The organism is Streptococcus didelphis DSM 15616, from assembly GCF_000380005.1.
Lineage (GTDB): Bacteria > Bacillota > Bacilli > Lactobacillales > Streptococcaceae > Streptococcus > Streptococcus didelphis.
Genome location: NZ_KB904188.1, coordinates 590,948 through 608,536, shown reverse-complemented (window position 1 = coordinate 608,536; position 17,589 = coordinate 590,948). Strand labels below are relative to the sequence as shown.

The window sequence follows — 17,589 nt, the reverse complement described above, 5'->3', positions numbered from 1 at the left end:
TATGAACAACAGTGAAGCACCATCAATTGAAATTGATGTTTTAAGTCTATTGAAAAAGTTATGGGTTAAAAAGTTTTTAATCATTTTTATGGCTTTGTTTTTAGGAGCCCTATCCTTTTTAATAAGTATTTTCCTTATTCAACCGTCTTATACCTCCTCCACCAGGATTTATGTTATTAATCAACAACAAAGCAGTCCTATTACAGCCACTGATTTACAGGCAGGAGGCTATCTTGTTAATGATTATAAAGAAATTATCACTTCTAGGGATGTGATGAAGGACGTTATTGCTAAAGATGCTTTAAAAATAACACCCGATCAACTAAGCAAGATGATTGAAGTGTCTATTCCAACAGATACACGTGTAATTGCCATTTCTGTAACAACTCATGATCCTCAAGAAGCAAAAGAATTAGCTAACTCTGTTCGAGAAGTAGCAGTGAAAAAAATTAAGGCTGTTACCAAGGTACAAGATGTGACACCTCTTGAAAAAGCACAATTACCATCTAAGCCATCTTCTCCTAATATTCAGCGTAATGTCTTATTAGGAATTTTACTAGGTGCCTTTTTAACAATCATTTTCATTGTTGTTAAAGAAGTTTTAGATGATCGCGTTAAACGTCCTGAAGATATTGAAGAAGTGCTTGGTATGACACTACTAGGTGTTGTTCCAAATACAGATAAAATTTAAGAGGTAAAAAATGGCACAACTAGAATTAAAAAAATCAAAAAAAGCACTCTATACACAAGCAGAAGAATATTATAATTCTATTCGAACAAATATTCAGTTTAGTGGCCGAGACTATCGTGTTATCGTGGTAACTTCAGTTCAACCAGGTGAAGGAAAATCAACAACATCTTCTAATTTAGCCATTTCCTTTGCAAATACTGGTTTAAAAACACTTTTAATTGATGCAGATATTAGAAATTCTGTCATGTCAGGAACATTTAAATCTGATACTAAATACCAAGGCTTATCTAACTATCTCTCAGGAAATGCTGACTTATCATCAGTTATATCTCGAACTGATATTGACAATCTTATGATTATTCCTTCTGGTCAGGTTCCACCTAATCCAACAACCTTATTACAAAATCATAACTTTAACTATATGATTGATGCTCTCAAGGAGGTTTTTGACTATATTATTATTGATACGCCGCCAATTGGACTAGTGATTGATTCAGCTATTGTTGCTCAAAAAGCTGATGCTTCACTTCTTGTTACAGAAGCAGGTATTATTAAACGTCGCTTTATTCAAAAAGCCAAGGAGCAAATGGAACAAAGTGGCAGCCAGTTTTTAGGAGTTATTTTAAATAAAGCAGAACATACAGTTGACTCATATGGTTCCTACGGTGCATATGGAAATTATGGCAAGGTAGAAGGAAGTCATAAAAAGGTTAAAAAACACCCTAGGAAGAGAAAATAACTTATGAAAAGAAGTCAAAAGCGAGTCATTTTATATCTTATAGACTTATTGATGATTACGGTATCTATCGTTTTGGCTCATTATTTTTTATTAGCCTATCACAATAGAACCACAAATTCGGAATTTTTCATCACACTTTTTGTAAGTTTATTTGTTTATTCTATATTGGGAATAAGACTTAGAATTTTTTCTATTATTAATCGGTTTACGGATTCCAAGGTTATATTTAAGATTGTAGCTACTCTTTTTTTAGCTTTTTTTCTAGCATATGGTGCAGTTATTATAAGCTTAAACAGCTACAGTAGACGCTTCTTTTTACTATCTTATCTTTTCAGCAATTTCCTAGTTATCCTGCCAAGATTTTCTTGGAGAATATGGCATGAAATAAACCCTTTAAAAAGGAAGAAAAGTCAGAAAAAGAGAAGAATCTTAGTTGTAGGAGCAGGAGAAGGTGGTAGTACCTTTATTCAAGCAGCTATTAGTAAAGGGAGAGATATTGAAATTGTTGGGATTGTTGATGCGGACTTAAACAAATATGGTACTTATCTTCATGGAATCAAGGTTTTAGGAAATAAGTATTCTATTCCTAGATTGGTGGCAGATTATGAAGTAGATCAAGTTACCATCGCTATTCCAAGTTTATCGGGTTCAGAACGAGAGAGTATTTTAGATATCTGTCGTCAAGTTCAGGTTCCTGTAAACAATATGCCAAGTATTGAAAATGTCCTTACAGGAAATGTTTCTTTTAATCAATTTAAAGAAATTGATATCGCTGACTTACTAGGTCGTAAAGAAGTCATTTTAGACCAATCATCCTTGTCTGACTATTTTCAAAATAAAACAATCATGGTAACAGGTGCCGGAGGTTCAATAGGTTCTGAAATCTGTCGTCAAATATCTAACTTCACTCCTAAACAGATTATTTTATTAGGACATGGGGAAAATTCTATTTATTTAATTCACAAAGAATTGACCTCAAAATACCAAGATAAAATTACCTACTTGCCAGTCATCGCAGATATACAAGATAGAGAGTTTATCTTTAAGCTAATGGCAGAATTTAAACCAGATATTGTCTACCATGCTGCTGCCCATAAACATGTTCCACTTATGGAATATAATCCTCGAGAAGCGGTTAAAAACAATATTTTTGGAACTAAAAATGTTGCTGAGGCAGCTAAGGCAGCAGGAATTCCAAAATTTATTATGGTATCTACAGATAAGGCAGTTAATCCCCCAAATGTTATGGGAGCAACAAAACGTTTTGCAGAGATGATTGTAACAGGCTTAAACCAAGAAGGCCAGACACGCTTTGCAGCTGTTCGTTTTGGAAATGTTCTAGGTAGCCGTGGAAGCGTTATCCCTTTATTTAAAGAACAAATCAGAAATGGAGGACCAGTCACTGTTACTGATTTCAGGATGACCCGTTATTTCATGACAATTCCAGAAGCAAGCCGTCTAGTAATCCAAGCTGGCTATCTAGCTAAAGGTGGAGAAATCTTTGTCCTAGACATGGGGGACCCCGTCAAAATCTTAGATTTAGCCAAAAAAGTTATTAAATTAAGTGGCCATACCGAAGAAGAGATTAAAATTGTTGAATCTGGCATCAGACCAGGAGAAAAACTGTATGAAGAATTACTTTCAACCCATGAAAGAATTCAAGAACAAATCCATAAAAAAATCTTCGTAGGAAAAGTTAGCTCAAAACCACTAGACCAAGTCCTAGACATCATTAACAGATTTGACCAATTATCTCAAACGGAACTAAAAGAAACCTTAATCCGTGAAGCAAAACAGGAGTGAATATCATCAATGAGCAGTGACTATTTCAATTGTCAAGAAGTACAAAAAGCAGAACTATACTTAAATAACAGAAAAAATGACTTAATATTGAAATTAATTTTTGATAAATTTGTAGCTTTTTTTATGATTATTTTGCTTAGTCCTATATTTTTAATATTAGGTGTTTTAATTAAGCTTGAAGATAAGGGACCAGTTTTTTACCGACAAGAACGGATAACAAAAAATGGGAAAATCTTTAAAATTTATAAATTTAGAACAATGGTTTTAAATGCTGATAAAATTGGGTCACTTGTTACAACCGAGAATGATTTGAGAATTACAAAGATTGGCTCTGTAATAAGGAAATATAGATTAGATGAAATTCCTCAATTACTAAATATTCTTGAGGGAGACATGAGTTTTGTTGGAGCAAGACCTGAAGTTTTGAAATATGTTCTAAACTATACAGATGAAATGAAAGTTTCGTTATTACTGCCCGCAGGTGTTACTTCTCGTTCAAGTATTGAATTTAAAGATGAGGAAATCCTCATTAAGAGATATACAGAAAGTGGCTTAACGCTAGATCAGGCTTATATTGAAAAGATTTTACCTATAAAAATGCAACGAAATATTGAATATGTTTATAACTTTAATTTTTTTGATGATTTAAAAATTATGGTTTTAACGGTTATTAATGTAATTAAATAAAATAGAAAGAAGCTCATTATGAAAACTATGAATATTTCTTTTTCTCCCCCTGATATTACCGAAGCTGAGATATCTGCAGTTACTGAAGCATTACGTTCTGGTTGGATTACAACAGGTCCAAAAACTAAGTTGTTAGAAAAAAACATTGCTGAATATCTTGGTACAACTAAGGTTGTATGTTTAAATTCAGCTACTTCAGGTTTGGAGTTGGTTTTGCGAATTCTTGGCGTAGGAAAAGGTGATGAAGTTATTGTTCCAGCAATGACATATACAGCATCATGTAGTGTTATTGAACACGTTGGTGCAACACCTGTCATTATTGATATTCAAGAAAATACTTTCCAATTTGATTATGATAAGTTGAGAAAAGCAATTACTAATAATACAAAAGTTATAATCCCTGTTGATTTAGCTGGTATTCCATGTGATTATGATGAACTGTTTGATATTGTTGAGAGTGAAAAGGAAAAATTTGTTCCAAATTCAACAATTCAACAATTATTAGGTCGCATTACAATCCTTTCGGATAGTGCTCATGCTTTTGGTGCTAAATATAATAATTTAATGATAGGTCAAGTTGCGGATTTCTCAGTTTTTTCGTTTCATGCTGTAAAAAACTTCACTACTGCTGAAGGTGGTGCCGTGACTTGGAATACAAACTTTCCAATTGACAGCGATGAATTATATAAACAATTTCAAATTTATTCATTACATGGTCAGACTAAAGATGCTCTTGAAAAAACAAAAATAGGCGCGTGGGAATATGATATTTTAATTCCGGGATATAAATGCAATATGACGGATATTATGGCATCAATTGGATTAGTTCAATTAGAGAGATACAATGATTTATTAAACAGACGAAATGAAATCGTTGAAAAATATAATAGTGGATTTAAGGGAACAATTATTAAACCTCTTATTCACATTCCATCAGATTACTCATATAAATCATCAATGCACCTTTATATTGTGCATTTAGCTGGTATATCAAGAGGACAGCGTGATATAGTTATTCAAAAAATGGCTGAAGTAGGAATTGCATGTAATGTTCATTATAAACCATTACCGATGTTAACAGCCTATAAGAATATGGGATTTGACATTAAGGATTTTCCAAATGCCTTAGCATATTTCAATAACACAATGACTTTACCTTTACATACTAAATTAACTAATGAAGAAGTTGATTATATCATTAACAATTTAAGAACAATTTTAGAAAGTATTTAAGATGCAAAATAAAAATATTGTTTTTGAAGAGTTGACAGAAAAAGGTTTAATTAAGCGAATAGTTGATATCCATTTAAGTGTTTTTCCAAATTTCTTTCTAACCTTTTTAGGAAAAGGGTTCTTATGTACTTTATATTTAGGTTTTTTAGAACACGATTCATCTGGAATTATTATTGCTAGAGAAGACGAAAATGTTCTTGGTTTTCTAGCTTATTCCAAAGATTTAAGTGGCTTTTATAAATGGTTAATAAAACACAAAGTGATATATTTTGGATTTTATGGTTTAAAAGCTTGTGTTAAGAGTCCTAAAGCAATCATAAGATTAATGAGAGCTTTCTTATATCCAAGTCAAGCTAGTAAAACAGAAAAATATATTGAAATTTCTTCAATCGGTGTTTCATCTAGTACATCAAATTCTGGCATCGGATCACAGCTTGTTAAAAGTATTCCAAATATTGTTGATACAACTGGGTATAAATATATTGAGTTAACAACTGATGCAATAAATAATGAAAAGGCAAATTATTTTTACCAAAAAAATGGTTTTGCTTTGAATAGGACATTTGAGACACTTGAAGGTAGAAAAATGAATGAATACCATAGAGAGCTAATAAATGAAAAAAGATAAAGCTGTAATTATATCGTATTATAGATGGTGGGATAAGCGACAAAGATTTTTTTACGAATTCTATATAAACCAAGGTTACGAAGTAAATTATTATGTTTCTTCGTTTAATCATATTACAAAAAAAGTTGATATGATTGATGTTCCTGAAATAGCTGAGATTGTAGTATCACCAAGATATTATTCAAATTTTTCATTTAGACGAATATATTCTAATATTATTTTTTCTATTAAAGTAATCAGAAAATTGAATATATCAAAACCTAAAGTAATTGTGGTTTTATTACCTTCAAATATATTGGCTGCATTTACATCTATTTATTCTAAGATGAATAATACTAGTTTAATTGTTGACATATTAGATTTATGGCCAGAGTCTTTACCTGTAAATAAAAAAATAAAAGTTATTTTTTCGCCAATATTTTCTTTGTGGAGTTTTTTAAGAAAAATAGCAATTAAAGCCAGTGATTTAGTAATTTTAGAGTGTAATTATTATAATGATATTCTGAAAAGAGATTTAGTTAAAAAAAATTCAAAGGTTTTATATCTTCAAAAGTCAAATGGAATTGATTTTATTAATAAAAATATTGATGATGTACTTAAATTTGTATATTTAGGTTCTATAAATCACATAATTGATATTGATTTAATGGTAGAACTTCTAACAAAAATTAATAAAAAAAAGCGAGTGTTTTTGGATATAATTGGTAAAGGAGAGAGAGAAGATTATTTTATTTCTTTACTTAATCAAAATAAGATAAAACATAGGTTTTGGGGTTCTGTATTTGAAAATGAAAAGAAGCTTTTAATACTTTCTCAATCTCATTTTGGATTAAATATTATGAAAGAGAACGTTGCAGTTGGTTTAACTACAAAATCAGTTGAATATCTTGAATCTAATTTACCATTAATTAATACAATCCCATTTGATACTGAAGATTTAATAGAAGAATATAATGCGGGCTATAATATTAAACAAATATCAAATAATGATTTTATTAATAGTATTATTAATTTATCTAGCAATGATTACAATATTTTATCTAAGAATTCCAAAAAGTTATTTTGGGATAAATTTTCAACATTTAATTTTAAATCTAATCTAAGTGAGATTTTATCTGAAAGCAATGAGGATCTAAAATGATAGATATCATAATGGGAACCTATAATGGTGAAGATTATATTACAGAACAAATTGAATCTATATTAAAAAATAATTTCCGAAAGACTCAAATTTTAATTCGAGATGATGGTTCCAATGATAATACAGAAAAAACTATTAATAAATTAATAATGAAATATCCTGATAAAATTAAGTTTATTTCTGATAATAACAAAGGCTTGGGAGCAAAAGGAAATTTTTTTGAATTGCTAAAATATGTTGAAAGTGAATATGTCATGTTTTGTGATCAAGATGATTATTGGTTACCAGAAAAAATTGAAAAATCTTTCAATAAAATTTTAGATCTAGAAAAAAATTTTGGAAAAAATATTCCTATTGCAGTAGGGACAAATGTTATAATTACTGATAATGAACTTAATCCGATTGAAAAACAATTTATGACTATTAATAAACATAATTTAAGTTTAAATAATCAATTAGTCGAAAACCAATTTCCTGGTTGTACATTGATTTTTAATAAAGCAACATTAAATTTATTAAAGTTAATTAGTCCAGATCTGATTGAGATGCATGATTGGGCTTGCATTTTAGTTGCAAAAACTTATGGCGTTTTAGATTATATTGAAGAACCATTAATCTATTATAGACAACATGCAAATAATATATCAGGGGCGTCGGATAAAACTTCAACAATATATGCAATCAAAAAAGTTTTGAAAACTTATAAAAATAAACCCTATAATATGTTGTTTGATCAAGCAGAACAAATACTTAAATTAAATGAAAACAGTTATTGTTTAAATGTTAGCCCCAAGTTACTTGTCCTAAAGTCATTTATTTCTATGAAAAACCAGAAAAAGTATAAAAAAATTTACATAACTATAAAATATAATTATTTTAAATCTGGTATATTTAGGAAAATCGGTCAGTTAATTTTTATATAGAAGGAGAATTTTTTTGATTCCATTTTTATTAAACATTGGTATGATAGGTTTTTGTTCTCTTTTAATTTTTATTCAAGAATTAAATAAGAGTCCACGTTTAAGTATAGTGCAAATTCAAAATTATATATGGTTGATTGCTTTTTTTATTTATTTTTCAGACTATTTTTCTTTCTACCCTATAAATCCTGTAGTTTATTTATACTCTGCAACATATTTATTCTTTTTTAATATAGCAAGTTTTCAAAAAAAAGTAATGATTAGTAATCTATTTGAAAGCAATCATAATAATATTATCCAAAATATTAATTCAAAGAAAATTGAGAACAAAGTAGTCGCTTCCTCACTTATATGTTGGGTTTTATCATATCCTATCTTATTAAAAACTTTTCCAATTTTATTTGGGAGTGGTAGTCTTTCAGTTGGCATGAATCTATTACGATACCAAACTTTTGGTGAAAATTCTATTTTTTCAACTTTTGAGATGATGTTTATCACATATATTCTTCGACCAATTTTCATGGTCTCAGTTATATATTTAGCAGAATTAATTTCAATAAGAAAAATAAAATTAAAGATAACTTTCATAGCTATAGTTAATTCGTTATTTTTAGTTTTACTTACCGCTGGTAGAGCACTTTTATTAAGTTTAGTGATATATGTTTTAGTTGCTTTGATAATTAGTAATGGAATGAACTTATTAAAAATATTTATAGTCTATAAAAAATATATAATACCAGCTAGTATTATGTTATGTATAGTAATATATATATCTTCTCAAAGAATTAATAGAGCAAATGGTCCTTTTGCTGAATTTTTGATTTACTATTTTTCTTCGTTACCATACTTTTCAAAACTTTTAGAATTTGATAAAAACTTAGAAATCTTATTCTTAGGTAGAGCAACTTTTTCTTTTGTTTTTGATCCAATTTTTTTGATTACTAAATTTTTTAATCATAACTTTACTGTTGAAATGGCTTCTCAATATGTTTCACATATCTCAAATCAGGTTATTAAGGTTTCTGATATTATTGAAACAAATGCTACATCATCAACTTTACTTCCATTTTATTTAGATGGGGGCCTAGTGGGGATTTCTATTTCAGGATTTATTGTAGGTTACTTTACAGCTTTTTTTGAAAGTAAATTTTGGAAAAATTTAACTGCTTCATCTTATGGGCACTATCTATTTTTAGTTGTTGGAATAGTTGAAAGTATTCAAAATTATTCTTTTGGAAATATTACAACATTTATGATTTGGGTGATGATTACAATTATTTTGAGATAAGGATTTTAAAATTGAAAAAATTAATATATAATATTTCATTTGCTAATTTTGTTGACATTAAACAAAAAATATCTAACATTTTTTTATTATTTTCAATATATTCTTACCAGAAGTATGTTATTAAACATTCTAAACACTCAGGAAGTAATATATTAATATATAAGCCTTTAAGTATAAAAGGACTTAAATATATGTCAATTGGTAATAACTTCAAGCTTGGCTATTTTAGTAAATTAGAAGCATGGGATTATCATAATAATAAACAATTTAGTCCAATGATATCAATTGGAAATAACGTATCTTTTGGAAGTAACTGTCATATCGGTATAATTAACTCTCTTGAAATTAATGATAATGTATTAATTGGATCGAATGTATTAATAATAGATCATAATCATGGTTTAAATAATGATAGTGATTATAAAATAGCTCCCAATAATAGATTTTTGTTTTCAAAAGGACCTATTATTATAGAAGAGAATGTTTGGATAGGTGAAAATGTTTCAATTTTGCCTGGTGTTACTATTGAACAGAATAGCATTATTGCTGCTGGGTCAGTAGTTACAAAAAATGTGCCTGCGAATACTATTTTTGGTGGAAATCCTGCAAAGTTTTTAAAAAATTTAAAAAGGGAGAAAAATGTTGAACAATAATTCTTCAGAATTAGTAACTGTAATATTGACAACTTATAAAAGACCTGTAAGTATATTAAAAAAAGCGATTGATTCCGTTTTAAATCAAACTTATAAGAATATTGAATTAATTGTTGTAAATGACTGTCCTAATTATATTGAGAATGATCTTATTCAAGAATTAATATTAAATTATCAAAGCAGAGTGAGGTATATAATTAATAATGGACCTCATGGAGCTAATTATGCAAGAAATATTGGTGTAATGAAGACTAAAGGAACATTTATCTCATTTTTGGATGATGATGATTATTGGGATAAATCGAGAATTGAATTATTTTCGAAATTTTTTGATAACAAACCAGTATTAATTTATAGTGATATTATCATGTTTAATGAAAAAGGGTCGAAAATATCTAAAAGAAAATACCCAATAAAAGAAAAGCAATTAGAGACTTTATTATATGATAATTTTTTGGGTGGCTTCTCTAATGTTATGATTAATAAGAATGCTTTACTCAATTCAGGTGGATTAAATGAAAATATGAAATCCTATCAAGATCAAGAATTATGGTTAAGAATATTACCTTTAGGGGAAATAATATATATTAACAAGCCTTTAACCTATTATCGCATTTCCGATGAATCTATTTCGAATAATAACACAAATAAAGTTCAGGGATTGAATTCATTATTAAAAATTCACAAAAAATATTATGAAAAGTATCCTGAAAGTAAAATAAAAAAGTTGAGAAATGAATATATTTTGGCTTTAAAAAATGGTTGGAATGAAAATTCAATTATAATAAGAAAATACTTAGAACAATTAGTTTCTTTGAAACTACTATTTTTATGGACAATTATTGGTACATCAAAAAAAATCACTATGAATTTAATACGGAAATGGAAGTAAGAATATGACAAAAATTTTAGCATTATATCTGCCACAATTCCATTCGATAAAAGAGAATGATGAGTGGTGGGGGAAGGATTTTACTGAGTGGAACGTTGTTAGAAGTGCCTCAGAAATAAACAAACATACAAAACAACCTAAAATTCCAAAACAAGGCTATTATGATTTATCAAAAAAGGATGCAATTGTTAATCAAGTTGGTTTGGCAAATCGATATGGAATTGATGGTTTTGTCATCTATAACTATTATTCTAAAGGTAAAAAGCTTTTAGAAAAACCATCCGAGATTATTCTTAAAAATCCGAATATCAATATTGATTATTGTTTCTCATGGGCGAATCACGACTGGATGAGAACTTGGTTTTCTTATAACAGAGAAATGTTAAGGAAACAAGAGTATGCTGGTACTGATGAAGAAATATATGATCATTTTAAATATTTGTTGAAATTTTTTAAAGATAAACGATACATAAAAATTGATAATAAACCCGTGTTTGTAATTTATAACTATGAAGATATACCAAATTTTGAACGATATATAGAAATTTGGAATGCGAAAGCGATATCGGAAGGCTTTTCTGGAATTTATTTTGTTCAGACTTTAGGTGGTAAGAATTTAGTATGGAATAAAAAATATTTTGATTCTTGTTTTGACTTTGAACCTACTTTTACAACTTTTAATGATATGAAACATGTGCATACATATCATAAAATAAAACGATTTTTAAAAAGAGAATTAAAATTAAATATTATGACAAATTTTTTCAATTACGATAAAGTTTGTACTATAATGGAGAATCGTGTATATTCTGAGAAAGAACATTGTTATGGTATGTTTGGAGAATGGGATAACACACCTAGACATAAAAGTAATGGAACTATTTTTATGAACTTTAGTATTGAAAGATTTAAAAGATGTTTTGAAATTCAATATAAAAAATCAATCGATAATAACCATTCTTTTTTAGTTTTTGATGCATGGAATGAATGGGGTGAGGGTGCAATTTTGGAGCCCGATAATTTTTATGATTTAGAGAAATTAAAAGTAATAAAAGAAATAAAAAATCACTATGAAAAAAAATAAAACTATATATAGTATATTGCAAGTAGGTACAAGTAATTTTGTGACAATATTGGTTGGAATTTTAACTGGATTCATTGTCCCAAAACTATTATCAATTGAAGGATATGGAGTTTATAAAACATTTACTCTGTATTTAACATATATTGGTTTGTGCAGTTTAGGTATTGTTGATGGTATAGTACTTGAATATGGTGGAAAAGACTATGATCAATTAAATAAAACTCTCTTTAGATCCTATTTTAAGGGATTTGCAGTAATAAATTTTATTTTTGCTTTTATCCTAAGTTTAATTTCATTTTTTTTTCTTGATGGTCAATCACAATTTGTTTTTTTAATGGTTTCTTTTAATATTATTTTTTTAAATATTACAGGCTATTATCAGCAAATTTCTCAAATAACATTGAGATTTAGTGAATACTCTATTGTAAGATTTTTTCAAAGTATATTAAATATTTTATTAGTTTGTTTTTTGATATTGAATATAAAATATGAATATATCCCAAAATATGAAATTTATATTTTGGGAGTTAGTTTAATAAATTGTATTAATATGGGGTGGTATCTTGTCAGATATAAAGATATTTCATTTGGAACAAATGGAAATATCTTTATAGTTGCAAAAGATTTTTTATTATTTATTAAGATTGGGTTTCCCTTGTTATTTGCCAATATCACATCAACTTTAATATTAACTCTGGATAGACAATTTGTTAATATATTTTTTGATAATACCACTTATGCAAAATACTCGTTCGCATTTAGTATGGTATCATTAGTAACGGTTGCAACATCAGCTATTGCTACTGTTATTTATCCTACTTTAAAAAGAAAATCACAGCAAGATGTTAGGAATTCATTTTCATCTTTATTAAGTATTATTTTGATAGTTGTTAGTTTTCTTATTTCCAGTTACTTTCCATTGAAACTATGTATCGAATGGTTTTTACCAAAATATGCTGATTCATTAGTATTATTTAGAATTATATTTCCTGGGATAATTATCAGTTCAGCAGTAACTGTAATAATGCACAACTATTATAAAGTTTTAGGAAAAAATATTATTTTTTTTAAAAAGTCAACAATCGTGCTAGCTATTTCAATATTGCTAAATTTATTAGTTATTTATTTTTTCAAAAATTCTATCTACATATCTTATGTTTTTATTATTACGATGTTAATTTGGTATTTATATGTTGAAAAATATTTTATTAATAATTATGGCTACAATGGAATAAAAAATTTTTTGTATCTAATTAATGTGATATTAATATTTTATGCTTGTTCAAGTATTAATAACGATTATTTGGCAAATTCTGTTTACCTTATAACATTAATTTTTATTACAACATTTTCATTTAAAAATAAATTTAAAGAATATTATTCATTTTTTAAGGGGTAATATTAATCTGAAAGGTTCAAATTAATGAAAAAAATTGCAGTGGCGGGTACGGGTTATGTGGGGCTTTCAATTGCTGTGCTTTTGGCCCAGCATCATCAGGTGATGGCTGTCGATATTATTCCTGAAAAGGTTAATTTGATTAATCAAAAAAGGTCTCCTATTCAAGATAAGGAAATTGAACGTTTTTTAGCAGAAAAAGACCTACATTTGACAGCTACTTTAGATGCTGAGGAGGCTTATTGTGATGCAGAATTTGTTGTTGTTGCAGCACCGACAAATTATGATAGTAAGCGAGATTTCTTTGATACAAGTGCTGTTGAGGCTGTTATTGAAACAGTTCAAAAGTTCAATTCCCAAGCAACTATAGTTATTAAATCAACGGTTCCTGTAGGCTATACAGAGCTTCTGCGAGAGAAATACAAACTAGACAAGCTTTTATTTAGTCCAGAGTTTTTGCGTGAATCTAAGGCTTTGTATGATAATCTTTATCCAAGTCGGATTATCGTAGGGACAGATCAATCTGATACTAGCCTAATGGAAAAAGCTGAGGAATTTGCTGGTTTACTTCAGCAAGGAGCTGTGAAAGAAGATATTGCTACGCTTATCATGGGCTTTACTGAGGCCGAGGCTGTTAAATTATTTTCCAATACCTATCTTGCATTAAGGGTTTCTTATTTTAATGAATTGGATACCTATGCTGAAAGTAAGGGGCTTGATACAAAGGCTATCATTGATGGTGTTGGTTTAGATCCACGTATTGGAAATCATTATAATAATCCATCCTTTGGCTATGGGGGCTATTGTTTACCTAAAGATACAAAGCAATTATTAGCTAATTATAACAAGGTTCCTCAAAATATGATGTCAGCCATTGTTGAGAGCAATCGTACCAGAAAAGATTTTATTGCTGAGAGAGTCCTTGAACTTGCAGGTGCTTATGAAGGGTCTAGTTCTTTTGATCCAGAAAAGGAAAAAGAAGTTACGGTGGGTGTTTACCGTTTGACCATGAAAAGTAATAGTGATAATTTTAGGCAATCCTCTATTCAAGGGGTTATGAAACGTATCAAGGCTAAGGGAGCTAAGGTGATTATTTTTGAACCTAGTCTGGAAGACGGTACCACTTTCTTTGGAAGTGAAATTGTCAATAATCTTAATTCTTTTAAAGAACAGTCTCAAGCAATTATTGCTAATCGTTACGATAGTTTTTTAGATGATGTTAAATATAAAGTTTATACGAGAGACCTTTTTGGTAGGGATTAAGACCTATTTTTAGATTAGAATGCCTAGGTAATTTCATTGCTCTTTTAATTTTCTTGTGTTATATTAATAGTATAGTTTTCCCTGGTAGAGTGAGAGAAGGACGGTGTCATATGAGTCTAGCTGAGCAAAATGGTCACAAAGTTTTAATACAAAAATTATTGGTCAGTATTCACTATTTGACGCTTTTTAAGGATGAATTAAAGCTTGTTGAAAGGACACCTTCCATCTTGGGAGCTAGTTTTTCTGCCCATCTTGTCCAGTCTGAATTAGGACAAATTGTGGATGCAGTTAATACGCTAGATAAGCAACAACGTCTGATTGAGTCCACTTTTTGGTATGAAGAAAATGCCTTCAAGCTTATGGATAAAACCTTACAGATTGTTGAAAATTGGGTAAAAGGTTTAGACAACTTAGTTAGCCTTTGTCAATCTAAGGAAGTTTTTCAGGCTATATTAGGAGATAAACGCATTCGTGTTTTTGGAGTTTTAATTGATGTTTTTTCTTCTCTAAAAATTATTATTATGTCCTTGAAAGAAGTCCCCGTTCCTCCAGTTTTATATGAACAAATCAAGATGGTTAATATTGAGGAAGAGGCTTTTCGCAAACATTACCAGGGACCTAAACAAATGTCATTTGAAGCTCAATTTTCTCTAGAGCACTAAGACACATCATTTCTAAGACCTAGTCGCAAGTGTTGACCAGGTCTTTTATCTTGCTTTTTAGTGATGTGAGAGATCTTTATTTGTCGGAATTGTTATTAGTCTTTGACACTTCTTAGAAAAAAGGCTATAATACTCAAAACACTATACCTTTAAATGAGTCCAGAGAGGCGAATAAGGTTCACAGGGAAAAAGAGTATTTGATGCTCTACATTTTGTGTAGCCTTGCTTCTTGGAAGTAAGGTTTTTATTGTCTTTAGAATTTGTAGTTCTTTAGAATTTGTAGTAAAGATATACAGGAGGATAGATATGCGTGAGGCACGCCCAATTATAGCTTTAGATTTTGCTTCTTTTGATCAGGTAAAAACTTTTTTAAGTCTTTTTCCTAGCACTGAAAAATTATATGTCAAGATTGGTATGGAATTGTATTATGCCCTTGGACCTGAAATTGTCCACTATCTTAAGTCAAGGGGGCACAGTGTTTTTCTAGACTTGAAACTTCATGACATTCCAAATACTGTCCAGTCAACAATGCAGGTTCTTGCTAAAATGGGTATTGATATGACAACTGTCCAGGCTGCAGGTGGGCTTGAAATGTTAAAGGCAGCTCGTCAAGGATTAGGTGAAGGGCCAATACTTATTGCAGTGACGCAATTAACCTCAACCAGTGAGTCACAAATGCAGGAAGATCAAAATATTCAGACAAGTCTGTTAGAATCTGTTTTACATTATGCTCAAAAAACGGCAGAAGCAAAGCTAGATGGTGTAGTGTGTTCGGCCCATGAAGTAGAAGCTATTAAGTCAGTGACTCCTCAAAATTTTGTCTGTTTAACACCAGGCATTCGCCCTCAAGGAGCAGAAATTGGGGATCAAAAGCGGGTTATGACCCCTTATGAAGCTAAAGTTATTGGCAGTGACTATATAGTAGTAGGGCGTCCTATTACGCAGGCACAGGACCCTATGACTTCCTATTATGCTATAAAAGCTGACTGGAATGCCTGAGTAACAAAACAGCCATATTAATTTTTCTCAACTACTATCTATAAAGGAGTAAACATGACATTAGCATCTCAAATTGCAAAAGACCTACTAAGTATTCAGGCTGTTTATTTAAAGCCTCAGGATCCCTTTACATGGGCATCTGGCATTAAATCACCTATTTATACAGATAATCGTTTGACTCTATCTTATCCTGATACAAGGACCTTAATTGAAAATGGCTTTGTAGCATCTATAAAAAAGCATTACCCACAAGTTGAAGTCATTGCAGGAACAGCAACTGCTGGAATTCCCCACGGAGCAATTATTGCTGATAAAATGGAGCTGCCTTTTACCTATATTCGTAATAAACCTAAGGATCATGGGGCCGGGAACCAGATTGAAGGCCGTCTTTTAAAAGGTCAAAAGATGGTAATTATTGAAGATTTGATTTCAACAGGAGGATCAGTTCTTGACGCAGCAGCGACAGCTATCCGTGAAGGAGCTGAAGTCTTGGGAGTGCTAGCTATTTTTACATATGAGTTACCCAAAGCTCAGGAGAATTTTAAGCAGGCTGGTATTGAATTAGTGACCCTAACCAACTATTCTGAATTAATCAAAGTAGCAGCAGCCAACGGTTACATTAATGCTGATGATCTATCTTTATTAGAAAAATTTAAAAGAGATCAAAAAAACTGGAATGAGTAAGGAAAAAGCAGAGGAATCTGCTTTTTTAGATATGACATGTTATAATAATAAAAACTAGAGTAATGAGGTATAGAGATGACACTTAAGGAATTATTAGCTACCTATAGTCAAGCTTATAAGGAAAATGAAAGATATGTTCATTTTAAAGATGACAAGATGGCTGAGCGTCATTACTCTAATTATTTAGATTATAAGAAAATGCCAAGCTTAGAAGAGATAAAAAAGGATTTAAGCTATTTGCAAGCTGAGCAGAAAGACTATAAAAGGGATTATGCCATGCTCTTTTTTGCAGAAAAAGAAGACCTTACTAAATCGACAGTAGCCTATTTGGAAGAAGAAGGCTTTATCTTGTCTAAACATATCATATTTACTAATAAGTTGGAAAATCTCAAGCTTAGAAGAGCTGACTTAAAAAATATTCTCATTGAAGAGCTGGATAAAGAATGGTTGCCAGCTTATTTAGATTTAAAATACCATCAAAATTTAGAATTTGGTGAAGATTTTGCGAAGCTCATGTTTGAATTTAACAAGCACAATCTACCTGAGAAAGGTTCTAGAATCTATATTGCTAGAGAAGGAAACAAATTAGTAGGTGATGTGACGGCTTGGTATTTTGACGACTATGTTGAGATAGATGATTTCAGTGTTGTAAAAGAGTATCAAGGTAGAGGTATTGGTTCTGCTTTGCAATTAAAAGCAAGTGAAGGCTATAATAAGCTAATCCTTGTATCTAAAGAAATAAATCGGAAAATGTATGAGCATCAAGGCTATAAAGAAGTAGCTTATTACTGGACTGCTTTACGCAGTAGTCGTAAGAGCTAGCTAT

General features: G+C 29.9%; 18 protein-coding genes. All 18 read left to right on the top strand.

All coding sequences use genetic code 11. The annotated features are described in order from the left end of the window. Position 1 precedes the first annotated feature (1 nt). Entirely contained in the window at positions 2–691 is a 690-nt protein-coding gene (locus tag A3GU_RS0103070; RefSeq protein WP_018366077.1) for a Wzz/FepE/Etk N-terminal domain-containing protein, read from the top strand. 10 nt (positions 692–701) lie between these two features. Further along, the gene (locus A3GU_RS0103065; protein WP_018366076.1) at positions 702–1,430 is read left to right on the top strand and encodes a tyrosine-protein kinase; all 729 of its coding nucleotides are present in this window, start codon (positions 702–704) and stop codon (positions 1,428–1,430) included. A gap of 3 nt (positions 1,431–1,433) precedes the next feature. Beyond that, positions 1,434–3,233, top strand: coding sequence for a polysaccharide biosynthesis protein (locus A3GU_RS0103060; RefSeq protein ID WP_018366075.1), 1,800 nt, complete (start codon positions 1,434–1,436; stop codon positions 3,231–3,233). Positions 3,234–3,242: 9 nt separating this feature from the next. Beyond that, positions 3,243–3,920 (top strand): sugar transferase, encoded by a 678-nt coding sequence (locus tag A3GU_RS0103055; protein WP_018366074.1) that lies wholly within the window; start codon positions 3,243–3,245, stop codon positions 3,918–3,920. An 18-nt stretch (positions 3,921–3,938) separates the two neighbouring features. Next, the gene (locus A3GU_RS0103050) at positions 3,939–5,153 is read left to right on the top strand and encodes a DegT/DnrJ/EryC1/StrS family aminotransferase (protein ID WP_018366073.1); all 1,215 of its coding nucleotides are present in this window, start codon (positions 3,939–3,941) and stop codon (positions 5,151–5,153) included. 1 nt (position 5,154) lies between these two features. Then, positions 5,155–5,781 carry a GNAT family N-acetyltransferase gene (locus A3GU_RS0103045; protein ID WP_018366072.1) on the top strand — a complete coding sequence of 209 codons (627 nt, stop codon included), beginning with the start codon at positions 5,155–5,157 and terminating at the stop codon, positions 5,779–5,781. Beyond that, positions 5,768–6,922 (top strand): glycosyltransferase, encoded by a 1,155-nt coding sequence (locus A3GU_RS0103040; RefSeq protein WP_018366071.1) that lies wholly within the window; start codon positions 5,768–5,770, stop codon positions 6,920–6,922. The genes A3GU_RS0103045 and A3GU_RS0103040 overlap by 14 nt, the downstream gene beginning before the upstream one ends. Next, positions 6,919–7,845 carry a glycosyltransferase family 2 protein gene (locus tag A3GU_RS0103035; RefSeq protein ID WP_018366070.1) on the top strand — a complete coding sequence of 309 codons (927 nt, stop codon included), beginning with the start codon at positions 6,919–6,921 and terminating at the stop codon, positions 7,843–7,845. The genes A3GU_RS0103040 and A3GU_RS0103035 overlap by 4 nt, the downstream gene beginning before the upstream one ends. A 13-nt stretch (positions 7,846–7,858) precedes the next feature. Continuing rightward, positions 7,859–9,130, top strand: a complete 1,272-nt coding sequence (locus A3GU_RS0103030) for an O-antigen polymerase (RefSeq protein WP_018366069.1) — start codon at positions 7,859–7,861, stop codon at positions 9,128–9,130. 11 nt (positions 9,131–9,141) lie between these two features. After that, positions 9,142–9,783, top strand: a complete 642-nt coding sequence (locus A3GU_RS0103025) for an acyltransferase (protein WP_018366068.1) — start codon at positions 9,142–9,144, stop codon at positions 9,781–9,783. After that, positions 9,770–10,675 carry a glycosyltransferase gene (locus A3GU_RS0103020; RefSeq protein ID WP_018366067.1) on the top strand — a complete coding sequence of 302 codons (906 nt, stop codon included), beginning with the start codon at positions 9,770–9,772 and terminating at the stop codon, positions 10,673–10,675. Before A3GU_RS0103025 ends, A3GU_RS0103020 begins: the two co-directional genes overlap by 14 nt. 4 nt (positions 10,676–10,679) lie before the next feature. Next, positions 10,680–11,759 carry a glycosyltransferase WbsX family protein gene (locus A3GU_RS0103015; RefSeq protein WP_018366066.1) on the top strand — a complete coding sequence of 360 codons (1,080 nt, stop codon included), beginning with the start codon at positions 10,680–10,682 and terminating at the stop codon, positions 11,757–11,759. Beyond that, positions 11,746–13,158, top strand: a complete 1,413-nt coding sequence (locus tag A3GU_RS09500) for a lipopolysaccharide biosynthesis protein (RefSeq protein WP_018366065.1) — start codon at positions 11,746–11,748, stop codon at positions 13,156–13,158. Before A3GU_RS0103015 ends, A3GU_RS09500 begins: the two co-directional genes overlap by 14 nt. Before the next feature lie 24 nt (positions 13,159–13,182). Then, positions 13,183–14,418: a nucleotide sugar dehydrogenase gene (locus A3GU_RS0103005; RefSeq protein ID WP_018366064.1), complete on the top strand. Its 1,236-nt coding sequence runs from the start codon at positions 13,183–13,185 to the stop codon at positions 14,416–14,418. Between the two features lie 110 nt (positions 14,419–14,528). Continuing rightward, positions 14,529–15,080, top strand: coding sequence for a hypothetical protein (locus tag A3GU_RS0103000; protein ID WP_018366063.1), 552 nt, complete (start codon positions 14,529–14,531; stop codon positions 15,078–15,080). A gap of 306 nt (positions 15,081–15,386) precedes the next feature. Further along, complete coding sequence (gene pyrF / locus A3GU_RS0102995; protein WP_018366062.1) at positions 15,387–16,079, top strand: orotidine-5'-phosphate decarboxylase; 693 nt, start codon at positions 15,387–15,389, stop codon at positions 16,077–16,079. A 54-nt stretch (positions 16,080–16,133) separates the two neighbouring features. Then, a complete protein-coding gene (gene pyrE / locus A3GU_RS0102990; RefSeq protein ID WP_018366061.1) occupies positions 16,134–16,763 on the top strand; it encodes an orotate phosphoribosyltransferase in 630 nt (209 codons plus the stop codon). Between the two features lie 75 nt (positions 16,764–16,838). After that, the gene (locus tag A3GU_RS0102985) at positions 16,839–17,585 is read left to right on the top strand and encodes a GNAT family N-acetyltransferase (protein WP_018366060.1); all 747 of its coding nucleotides are present in this window, start codon (positions 16,839–16,841) and stop codon (positions 17,583–17,585) included. Positions 17,586–17,589: the final 4 nt, after the last annotated feature.